Here is a 12,120-nt window from a genome sequence, read left to right on the forward strand (position 1 = left end):
TCCTACGTTAAAAACATGTTAATCAAATAATTACTACTATCTTAGCTGATGTATTCGGTTCTTTAACTTTGGGCTAAGAATTGGGATGAAATTTGTGGCTGATACTTTGATATTCAAAGTGATTGGTAGATTTTAATTAATTATTTTTTAAAAAAAAATGAAGGCATTTTCTTTTGTGAAGAGTATTATTTTCTCTTTTGTATTGTTATCGGTAATTATTTTCTCCTGTGATAAAAAGAGCATTATAGAAGATGATTTAGATGTATGTATAAAATCATTTGAATTACTGAATTCTGAAAATGACCAAAAAAATTTAGGGTCTGATATAAAATGTGATATAGATACTGAGAATTATACTATATCGTTAACAGTTCCTAGTTCAGCTGAATTAACTGGCTTAAAGTTTAATATAACCCCATGTGAAGGGACTACTATATCCCCCGCTAGTGGAGAAGAGGTTGATTTTGAAGAAGTTGTAGGAGAACCTATTGAGCGAGAAACTGCTACTTATGATGTTTCTGAGGAATCTGCCAAAGAGCATTCTCCTCAACAACGCTATAAAAAGGTATTTGCTTTAACAAAAGGTGATAAGTCTCAAGATTATACTGTATATATAATAAGACCTCTAGCTAGTGCTGATAATAGAATTTCTGCATTTGAGTTTAAGAAAGAAACAGGTGTAAATGATGGCCTAAAATTAACTAGGTCTTCTGCTGATGAAAGTAGAACAAGCGATGTTATAATTAATCATGAAGATGGAACTATAAAAGTAAAAGTGTCTACTGCAGCAGATGTAACAGCTTTAACTCCTACTATAACTAAGCATGCTAGTGCTACTATAAGTCCGGCTGAAGGCGTTCATAATTATGCAACTCCTAAGATTTATACCATTACAGCTCAAGATGGTCAAACAAAAGAGTATACAGTGTCTGTTGCTAAGGATTTGTCTAATGATAAGATTATAACTTCTTTTAAATTTGAGCACACTCAAAATCCTGATAAGAGCTTTAATAATGTTGATTATTCAGCAGCTAGCATAGATAGTTCTGGAAATGGAGATGGAGCTGTAACTATTACAAAAATTCCAAATACTGTTCTAAGTTTAACGGGTCTAAAGCCTACTATAGTAATCAGTGCTAATGCTTCGGTTAATCCAGAAAACCAAGCTCCTAATGGTTTCACTCGTGGCACCCCCGCTGTATACACAGTAACTGCACAAGATGGTACCACTAGAAATTATAATGTAACCATTCCTACCCTGCAAGCAGTAACAGAGATTACTTCTTTTAAGATATTAAAAACAGATCATCAGTCTAATTCAAAGATTTCAACAGATATGACGATAAGTCCCACAAATAGTGGAAGTGATTATACAATAGTATTAGATGGAGAAGATCAGAATACTGTAAGTCTTAGTCCTGAAATAGTAGTGTCTCGAGGTGCTACGGTAAATCCTGGTTCTAAAGAACAGAAGGAGTTTACTTATGGTACACCTGTAACTTATACTGTAACAGCTGAAAACGGTACTGCCAAATCATATAGTGTAACTGTAAAGTCTTCGAATTCTAAGATGAAATCTTTTAAGTTTAAAAGTGCAACTGGAAATAATAGTAGTGCTGGAAAAATTGTTAAAGATGTATCAGGTACTATAAGTGGTAATACAATAACAGTTAATGTTCCACATGATGCAGAGCTCAATGGATTAACTCCTGATATAGAATTATATAACGGAGCTAATGTTAGTCCGGAAGCTACTACAGCGCAAGATTTCAGTAGTCAAAAAACTTATACAGTTACTGCTCAAGATGGATCAACTAGTATTTACACTGTAACTATTCAGAAAAACACTGAGCCTGAGATACAAAGTTTCACGTTTACTGACTCTAATAATGCTGGTAAAAATATTGGAAATAATATAGGTGTTGAAGTTAAGCATAGTGAAGGAGAAATAATTGTTAAAGTTCCTTATAATACAGATTTAACTGTATTAACTCCAACTGTTACAGCTAACAGTTCTGCTTTAGCTGGCACTCAAGTATATAAAGGGGAGTCTGGCACTACTGAAGCTAACACTTCTTCTGCTGATTTTAGCAATTCTCATACAACTGCTGTAAAATACAGTGCAGTGGGGCCTGCTGGAGGAAGAAAGGTTTATAATGTAAAGGTTTATAAAGCTCCTGCTATAACGGAGTTTAAGTTTGAGAAGAGTGCTAATTCAGACGCTGGGTTCCCTACTGGACAAACGTATACTGGCACCCCTAATCAAGGCAGTAGCTTCTCAGCAAATGGAACTATAGCAGTTACAGTTGCTAATACGGTTGATGTAGCAAATTTAAAAGCTACTATTTCTGGAGATAATTTTACTACTCTAAGTAATCATAATATAAGTTTTTCGGGATCTTCCTCTTATTCTACAACTATTACAGTTCAGAATGAACATTTATCTAGTTTTACTAAAACCTATACAGTTAATTTAACTAAAGAAGCAGCTCCAAAATTGACAGAGTTTAAAATATCAGCTGATACTAATAAGGGTATTCAAAGTGAAATAACTGGTGATATAACTGATGATGATTCTAATTCTGCCGCTGCTACTGGAACAATAAAATTAAAATTTGATCATAAAGTTTCTAATCGTAATACTGAAATTAACCTAGATGGATTAACTTATACTAGTCAGCCTGGTACTGGTCATGCTTTAACTCCTGCTTCTCCAGTAAATGGAAGTATTCACAATCAACAATTTACCCTGACAACTACTTTAGGGTCTAAAAGGGTTTATACTGTAACAGCAGTTAAAGGGCCATTTATTAAGTCTTTTACGTTTACAGATAGCTCTAATAATGGTAAAAATCTAGGTGCTAATGTTGATGGGAAAATTGATCATGCTGCTGGCACTATAACATTAGAAGTTCCTAGTGGGGTTACGATGGATGCAGGTGCCAGTGCTAATACAGTAACTTTAACTCCTACAATTGAGTTGGGAGGGGATAGTGTTACTATTGATCCAGCTAGCGCGACTGCTCAGGCTTTTACTCCTGACGGGAGTACTGCTATTCAGTACACGGTAACTAATTCTAGTGATACAACCTTTACTAAGGTTTATCAAGTTACTGTGAGTAAAAAGTAGTTAGAATTAATGGATAGAATTATTATTTCAACTTTAAGTCTAAGAGCAGGCAGCTATTATTATGGCTGTCTGTTTTTTTATTGATCAACAGTTAAATAATTACTACTATCTTAGCTAAGATATTTAATTCTCTGTCTTTTGGGGTAGGGAGTAGCATGAATCTTATGGCTAATACTTTGATATTCAAAGCGATTGGCAGATTATAATTAATTATTTTTTTAAAAAAAAATGAAGACATTTTCTCTTGTGAAGAGTATTATTTTCTCTTTTGTGTTGTTATTTGCATTTTTTTCTTCTTGTATCAAGGAAAAAAAGGTAGATCCTGATCTTAGCTCAAATCTGAGTTCAGAGAATAAGATTATATCATTCGAATTGATTAATTCTGATAATGGAGATAAAAACCTTAGAGGAGATATTCCTGGTATCGTTGTAGATAGTGATTTTACAGTATCGTTAAAAGTTCCCTCAGATGCAATTTTTGAAGGGTTAAAAGTCAAGGTAGTCATTTCAGAGAATGCCAGTGTTTCTCCGAAAAGTGGGTCAGAGGTTACTTTTGATCTAGTAAGCGGTTCTAATCCTGAAGTTTATACAAAAGTATTTAAAGTAACAGCTCAAGATGGCAGCGTTCAAGATTATACAGTTAATATAACAAAATCCTTATCTAGTGATCGTTCGATTACAAGTTTTGTATTAGAAAAATCTAAGAATGTGGGCAAGATTTTTGCGGATAGAATAGGACTTATAGATGAAGATGCTACTCCTCCAACTATAACCTTAAACGTATCTGATGCCGCTACTTTAGATCAGTTAAAACCTACAATAATTAAATCAGGTAACAGTATTAGTCCAGATAATGAAGCTGCTGTTTCTTTTGAGAATTCTCCAACAGACTACAAAGTGACTTCTGGGGATGGTCAAGAGAAAACATATAAGGTTACAGTAATTCAGTCTTTATCTTCTGATAATAAAATTTCTGAGTTTAAGTTTACAAAAGACAATAGCAATAATACTGGGTTAAAATTAAGTAGATCTTCAACCGGGACTAGGGCTAGTGACGTTATAATTACTGACAATAGTGATGGTAGAACTGGAACTATAGCAGTAAAAGCATCTAAATTGTCATCTATAACAAATTTACTTCCTACTACTATAACTACCCATGAAAATGCCACTATAAGTCCAGCTATTTCAGCTTATGATTATAGTAATAGCAATTCTAAGGTTTATACTGTAACAGCTCAGGATGGTCAAACAAGAGAGTATACCGTTTCTGTTTCTAAGGAATTATCTAATGAAAAGGATATGAAATCTTTTTTATTTGAAAATTCTAAAAATACTGGAAAAAACCTTGGAGGGGATTGCTCAGCAGGTGCTATAAATTCTACTGGAAGTGCTGATGTTGCTGTAGAAGTTGTGATTCCAAATTCTGCTACTCTGACTAGTTTAATACCTACTATAACGTCCAGTGATCACGCTCAGGTTAGTCCAGCAAGTGAAATAGCGCAGGATTTCACTCGAAATACTGTGAAACCATATGTTGTAACAGCTCAAGATGGAACTGAAAGAAACTATAATATAGCTATAGTATCAAGAAGAGGGGTAGATATAACTTCTTTTAAAATTAAAAAGTTAGATCACACACCTCCTCCTAGCGATGTTAGAATGACAGGAGATGAGGTTTCAGGAACTGTATCGAGTAGCGAAAGTGCTAATACAGTAACTATTTCTTTAGATGGTCGAGATGATACTGATGTAAAATTAAAGCCTGAAATAGTAGTGTCTCCAGGTGCTACGGTAAATCCAGCATCTAAAGTAGAAACTACCTTTACTTATGGTCAACCTGTAGCGTATACTGTAACGGCTGAGGATGGTACTACTACCAAAACATATCAAGTAACTGTAAGATCTAGTTCCAAACTAAAATCATTTAAGTTTAAAGCAGAGGGGGGTAATACTAGTAAAAAAATTGTTAAAGAGGTAGAAGGTACTATAAGTGGTAATACTGTAATTGTGAAGGTTCCATATAATACAGATCTTAATGGTTTAACTCCTGATATAGAATTATATAAAGGAGCTACTATTACAGCCCCTTCAGGAGGAGTTACTACAGCGCAAGATTTTAGTAGTAAAAAAACTTATACAGTTATTGCTCAAGATGGATCGACTAGTATTTACACTGTAATTGTAACCAAAGAAGTGGAACCTACTATATCTGAGTTTAAATTTACTATTGCTTCCAACGGGAGTAAAAATCTTGTAAATGATATTACAGGTACTATTACGCAGAACTCTGGAAATATCGCGGGAGAGATAATTGTTAAAGTTCCTCATAATGCAGATTTAACTGGATTAACTCCAACTGTTACAGGTGCTTCTAACGTTACAGTGTGTAAAGGAGGAGCTGGTAGTACTGCTGCTAACTCTAGCGATGATTTTAGTAATTCTCATGATGCTCCCAAAGAATACAGTGCAGTGGATGCTGCTGGAGGAAGAAAAATTTATAATGTAAAAGTTTATAAAGAGCCAGCTATAACAAGCTTTAAGTTTACTAATACTGATAATACAGGGACTAGTTTCCCTACTGGCATAACTGAATATACTGCCTCGCCTATTAATCATGATAGTTTATCAGCAGTTGGAACTATAAGAATTACAGTTGCTAATACAGTTGATGTAACAAATTTAACGCCTTCTATTTCTGGTACTAATATTAGTACTTCATTTACTCCTACTGCTTTGAATTTCAGTACTAATTCTCAAACTATTGAAGTTGCGCATAATGATTTACCTGGTTTTAAGAAACAGTATACTATAACTGTAAATAAAGAATCTGATCCAGTTTTATCTAGTTTTTCAATAAATGCTGACTCTGGAAAGGGTATTATAAAAGCTGTAAATGCTGATATATCTAGTGCTGGTACTACTGGTGCCATATTGCTAAAGTTTCCAAAAGATAATGATACGGATATTAATTTAAATGACTTGACTTACACTAGCGCTCCTGATACGGGTTATACTTTAACTCCTGCTTCTCCATTAAGTGGACAAAGTATTCATGATCAAACATTCACTCTAACAAAAACTGATACAGGTTCTAAAACAGAATACACTGTAACAGCAGTTAAAGGGCCATTTATCAAGACGTTTAAGTTTACAGATAGCTCTAATAATGGTAAAAATCTAGGCGGTACTGATGTTGACGGGACAATTGATCACGAAAACAATACTATAACATTAGAAGTTCCTAGTGGGGTTACGATGGATGCAGGTGCTAGTGCTAATACAGTAACTTTAACTCCTGCAATTGAGTTGGGAGGGGATAGTGTTACTATTGATCCAGCTAGCGCGACTACTCAGGCTTTTACTCCTGACGGGAGTACTGCTGTTCAGTACACGGTAACTAATTCTACTGATAAAACCTTTACTAAGGTTTATCAAGTTACTGTGAGTAAAAAGTAGTTAGAATTAATGGATAGAATTATTATTTCAATTTTAATCTAAGAGCAGGCAGCTATTATTATGGCTGTCTGTTTTTGTTTATATAAAAAAGCGGCGGGTCAAATAATTACTACTATCTTAGCTAAGATATTTAATTCTCTGTCTTTTTGGGTAGAGAGTAGCATGAATCTTATGGCTAATACTTTGATATTCAAAGCGATTGGTAGATTGTAAATTAATTATTTTTTTAAAAAAAAATGAAGACATTTTCTCTTGTGAAGAGTATTATTTTCTCTTTTGTGTTGTTATTTGCATTTTTTTCTTCTTGTATCAAGGAAAAAAAGATAGATCCCGATCTTAGCTCAAATCTGAGTTCAGAGAATAAGATTATATCATTCGAATTGATTAATTCTGATAATGGAGATAAAAACCTTAGAGGAGATATTCCTGGTATCGTTGTAGATAGTGATTTTACAGTATCGTTAAAAGTTCCCTCAGATGCAATTTTTGAAGGGTTAAAAGTCAAGGTAGTTATTTCAGAGAATGCCAGTGTTTCTCCGAAAAGTGGGTCAGAGGTTACTTTTGATTTAGTTAGTGGTTCTACTCCTGAAGTTTATATAAAAGTATTTAAGGTAACAGCCCAAGATGGCAGCGTTCAAAATTATACAGTTAATATAACTAAATCCTTATCTAGTGACCGTTCGATTACAAGTTTTGTATTAGAAAAATCTAAGAATGAAGGTAAAATTTTTGCAGATAGAATAGGATTTATAGATGAAAATGCTACTCCTCCAACTGTAACGTTGCAAGTTTCTGATGCCGCTACTTTAGATCAGTTAAAACCTACAATAATTAAATCAGGGAACAGTATTAGTCCAGATAATGAAGCAGCTGTTTCTTTTACTAATAATTCTGCTACAGATTACAAAGTGACTTCTGGGGATGGTCAAGAGAAAACATATAAGGTTACAGTAATTCAGTCTTTATCTTCTGATAATAAAATTTCTGAGTTTAAGTTTACAAAAGACACTAATAGTAATACAGGACTATTATTAACTAGATCTTCTACTGATACTGGTGAAGGTAGAACAGGCGATGTTATAATTAGTGATAATGAAAATACTAATACTCAAACAGTATCAGTAAAAGCATCTACCGCAGCAGATGTAGCAGCTTTAATTCCTACTAATAACTACACACGCTAATGCCACTATAAGTCCAGCTATTTCAGCTTATGATTATAGCAATTCTAAGGTTTATACTGTAACAGCTCAGGATGGTCAAATAAGAGAGTACACCGTTTCTGTCTTTAAGGAATTATCCAATGAAAAGGATATGAAATCTTTTTTATTTGAACAGTCTAAAAATACTACAAAATCCCTTGGAGGGAATTGCTCAGCAGGGACTATAAATTCTACTGGAAATGCTGATGTTGCTGTAGAAGTTGTAATTCCAAAAACTGCTACTCTGACTGATTTAAAACCTACTATAACGTTTAGTGATCACGCTCAGGTTAGTCCAGCAAATGAAATAGAACAAGATTTTGCTAGAGATACTGCGAAACGATATGTTGTAACAGCTCAAGATGGAACTGAAAGAAACTATGATATAACCATAGTATCAAGAAGAGGAGTAGATATAATTTCTTTTAAAATTAAACAATCAGATCATACACCTCCTCCTAGTAATGTTAGAATGACAGGAGCTGAGATTTCAGGAACTGTATCGAGTAGCGAAAGTGTTAATGCCGTAACTATTTCTTTAGATGGTCAAGATGACACTAGTGTAAATCTAAAGCCTGAAATAATAGTGTCTCCAGGTGCTGCCGTAAATCCAGCATCTAAAGCAGAAACTGCCTTTACTTATGGTACAGCTCAAACTTATACTGTAACGGCTGAGGATACTAATTTTTTAAAAACATATGAAGTAACTTTAAAATCTAGTTCCAAACTAAAATCATTTAAATTTAAAGCAGAGGGGAATAATATTAGTAAAGGGATTATAAAAGATATAAATGGTATTATAAAAGGCACTTCTATAACAGTTGATATCCCATACAATACACAGCTTAATGGTTTAACTCCTGATATAGAATTATATAAGGAGGCTACTATTACCACTCCTTCAGGAGGAGCTACTACAGCGCAAGATTTTAGCAGTCAAAAAACTTATACAATTACTGCTCAAGATGGATCGACTAGTATTTACACTGTAACTCTAAATAGAGAAACTGAACCTACTATATCTGAGTTTAAGTTTTTGAATAGCAATAATGGTGGTAAAAATCTTGTAAATGATATTACAGGTGAGATTAAAGGCAGTGATATAATTGTTAAAGTTCCACGTGATGCAGATTTAAAAGGATTAATTCCAACTGTTAGAGCTTCTTCTACTTTGGCTGATACTAATGTATATAAAGGGGCAACTGGTACTGAAGCAGCTACTACTTCCACTGATTTCAGTAATTCTCATACGAGTCCTATACAATACAGTGCAGTGGGGCCTACTGGAGGAACAAAAGTCTATAACGTGAGAGTTTATAAAGAGCCAACTATAAGAAGCTTTAAGTTTACTAATACTGATAATACAGGGGCTAGTTTCCCTGCTAGCATAACGGAATATACTGCTTCGCCTATTACTCAAAATGGGATATCAGCAAATGGAACTATAGCAATTACAGTTGCTAATACGGTTAATGTAACAAATTTAAAAGCTACTATTTCTGGAGATAATTTTACTGCTACTAATCCTGTAAGTATAACTTTTACCTCTACTAGTGATACTTCTCCTTATTCTGCAACTATTGAAGTTGCACATAATGATTTACCAGATTTTAAGAAACAGTATACTATAACTCTAACTAAAGAAGTGGAACCTACTATATCTGAGTTTAAATTTACTACTACTTCAAACGTGGGTAAAAATCTTGGGAATGATATTACGGGTGAGATTAAAGGCAGTGATATAGTTCTTAAAGTTCCTTATGATGCAAATATTAGTGCGTTGACTCCAACTGTTACACCTTCTTCTGGCGCTACAGCGCATAAGGGGACTGGTACTGATGATGCTAATAGTACTGCTACTAGTTTTGAAGGTTCTCATACAACTCCTGTACAATATAGTGTAGTAGGGCTTGCTGGAGGAAGAAAGGTTTATAATGTTAAGGTTTATAAGGCTCCTGCTATAGCAAGTTTTAAGTTTACTAGTAGTGCTAATGGATCAGCTGGTTTGCCTACTAGTCCAACTGAATATACTGCTTCGTCTATTAATCATGGTAGTTTATCAGCGAATGGAACTATAGCAATTACAGTTGCTAATACAGTTGATGTAACAGCTTTATTAAAAGCTACTATTACTGGGAAGAATATTAGCACTTCAATTACCGCTATAGATATAGCTTTTGATTCTTCGACTAGTGGTTCTACTTATTCTAAAACTATTAAAGTTGTGAATAAGGATTTAACTTCATTTGAAAAAGAGTACACTGTGAATGTGACTAAAGAGTCTGCGCCACAGTTAACAGGGTTTACAATAACTGCTGATACTAGTAAAGGTATTTCAAGTAATGTAATTGGTGAAATAACTCAGCCTGGTAGTGGCAGTAATACTGGGACAATATTGCTAAAGTTTCCAAAAGATAATGATACGGCTATTGATTTAAATGATTTGACTTACACTATCGCTCCTATAGATGGGCATACTTTGGCTCCTAGTGCTCCTTTAGCTGGTAGAAGTATTGATGGACAGACATTTATTTTAACAAAAACCGATACAGGTTCTAAAACAGAATACACCGTGCAAGCAGTTAAGGGGCCTTATATTGAATCTTTTAAATTTGGCACTAGCAATACAGGTATAAGTTCTGATATAAGCGCAACAAATATTAATCATAATACTGGAAAAATAACTATAACAGTTCCTAATGGTGTCACTTTATCTAATTTAACTCCTACAATTACAGTGGGAGAGAACACTAAATCTACTCCTTCTGCTCAGACAGATTTTTCTCAATCTGCTACTACTCCTGTTGAGTATATAGTAACGTCTTCTAATTCTTCAGCTACAGATTTTACCAAAACCTATAATGTAACTGTAACTAAAGAAGCAGCGCCGCAATTAACAGAGTTTAAAATACAGGCTAATGATAGTAAAGGGATTAAAGATGAGGTAACTGCTACGTTAACTCATCCTGCTAGTGATAGTGATGGAAGGGGGGGGAGATAAAGTTGAAGTTTGAACATAAAGTTGATAACTACCACACTGATATTGTTTTAACAGGATTAACGCCTAACATAACTTATCCTAGTAGTGGATATCGTATAGATCATACTAGTGGAACAGAAGTATCTGAAAGTATTGAAGGTAAAAAAATTACTCTAACAACTACTCTAGGTTCTACCTCAGAATATACCGTAGAAGCAGTTAAAGGGCCGTTTATTAAGAGTTTTAAGTTTACAAATAGCTCTAATAATGATAAAAATCTAGGCAGTGCTGATGTAACGGGGGTAATTAATCATGCTGATAATACCATAACAGTAACACTTCCTAGTACGGTCAAGAAGGATTCAGATGTTAATAACAAAGTAACTCTAACTCCTACAATTGAGTTAGGAGGGGATACTCCTATTATTGTTTCTCCTAATACTAAAACTTCTACGCAGTTTACTAGCGACGCCCCTGTTAATTATAAAGTAACAGGTAAAGATAGAATGGAAAAGAGTTATCAAGTTACAGTAACTAGAACACTTTCAACTGTAGCGCAAATTAAATCATTTGCAATTGATGGCCACGATGGTGATATTACACATACTACTAGCGATAGCACAAATGGAAGAATAGTTGTGCCTGTTAATAGTGTTCCAGGAAGTTCAACTCCTACTATAACAAAATCAGATTATGCTACTATAACTTCTCCAATTGGAGAACAAACATTTACTTATGATGCTCCAAAGGAGTATATTGTAACAGCTGAAAATGGCACTACAACAAAGACTTATGACGTTTATATACATGATTCTACTAAGAAATTAACTGATAGTACTTTGGAAGTAACAGGTAGCGGCGGGATTACTCCAACTTCTAAGGTTATTAATGAAACTACCAGAGTTATAACTGTCACTGTGCCTTTTGGCACTACAGGTTTAGATACTTTAACACTTACTTTTGGTATTACTTCGTCTCCTTCTAGTCTTACTTTAACAGTAGATCCTGTTGGACCAGAGGATTTTTCGAATGGAAAAGAAGTAAAGTATACTCTTAAAGATACTAGTAGTGGTAGTACAGTTGTAGGTCATTATTGGGTTAAGGTTCAAGTAGCTAGTTAATAAGTAACTTTCGATTATACTTATTCAAGTTTAAACAGGCAGCTATTATTATGGCTGTCTGTTTTTGTTTATATAAAAAAGCGGCGGGTCAAATAATTACTACTATCTTAGCTAAGATATTTAATTCTCTGTCAATTCTCTGTCTTTATGGGTAGAGAGTATGATAAGTCTTGTTGCTAACTCTTTTAATACTATGATATTTTAAGGATTATTGTTTTTTTAATTATT

General features: G+C 34.0%; 5 protein-coding genes. All 5 read left to right on the forward strand.

Going from position 1 to position 12,120, the window contains the following annotated elements:
- Positions 1-157: 157 nt before the first annotated feature.
- The 5 genes from JBKA6_RS03480 (at position 158) to JBKA6_RS03500 (ending at position 11,892) form a co-directional block, all read left to right on the forward strand.
- Entirely contained in the window at positions 158-3,130 is a 2,973-nt protein-coding gene (locus JBKA6_RS03480; protein ID WP_096685893.1) for a DUF5018 domain-containing protein, read from the forward strand.
- Between the two features lie 228 nt (positions 3,131-3,358).
- Complete coding sequence (locus JBKA6_RS03485; protein ID WP_096685895.1) at positions 3,359-6,589, forward strand: DUF5018 domain-containing protein; 3,231 nt, start codon at positions 3,359-3,361, stop codon at positions 6,587-6,589.
- A gap of 236 nt (positions 6,590-6,825) precedes the next feature.
- Positions 6,826-7,773: a hypothetical protein gene (locus tag JBKA6_RS03490; protein WP_096685897.1), complete on the forward strand. Its 948-nt coding sequence runs from the start codon at positions 6,826-6,828 to the stop codon at positions 7,771-7,773.
- 130 nt (positions 7,774-7,903) lie between these two features.
- Positions 7,904-10,792, forward strand: a complete 2,889-nt coding sequence (locus JBKA6_RS03495) for a DUF5018 domain-containing protein (RefSeq protein WP_096685899.1) — start codon at positions 7,904-7,906, stop codon at positions 10,790-10,792.
- 2 nt (positions 10,793-10,794) lie between these two features.
- Complete coding sequence (locus JBKA6_RS03500; RefSeq protein WP_096685901.1) at positions 10,795-11,892, forward strand: DUF5018 domain-containing protein; 1,098 nt, start codon at positions 10,795-10,797, stop codon at positions 11,890-11,892.
- Positions 11,893-12,120 lie beyond the last annotated feature (228 nt).

Source organism: Ichthyobacterium seriolicida, assembly GCF_002369955.1.
Classification (GTDB): domain Bacteria; phylum Bacteroidota; class Bacteroidia; order Flavobacteriales; family Ichthyobacteriaceae; genus Ichthyobacterium; species Ichthyobacterium seriolicida.

What these genes read in the sequence shown, in the direction of transcription:
- JBKA6_RS03495 (WP_096685899.1), top strand. Translation starts at nt 7,904, where the DNA reads ATGAAATCTTTTTTATTTGAACAGTCTAAAAATACTACAAAATCCCTT.
- JBKA6_RS03480 (WP_096685893.1), top strand. Translation starts at nt 158, where the DNA reads ATGAAGGCATTTTCTTTTGTGAAGAGTATTATTTTCTCTTTTGTATTG.
- JBKA6_RS03485 (WP_096685895.1), top strand. Translation starts at nt 3,359, where the DNA reads ATGAAGACATTTTCTCTTGTGAAGAGTATTATTTTCTCTTTTGTGTTG.
- JBKA6_RS03490 (WP_096685897.1), top strand. Translation starts at nt 6,826, where the DNA reads ATGAAGACATTTTCTCTTGTGAAGAGTATTATTTTCTCTTTTGTGTTG.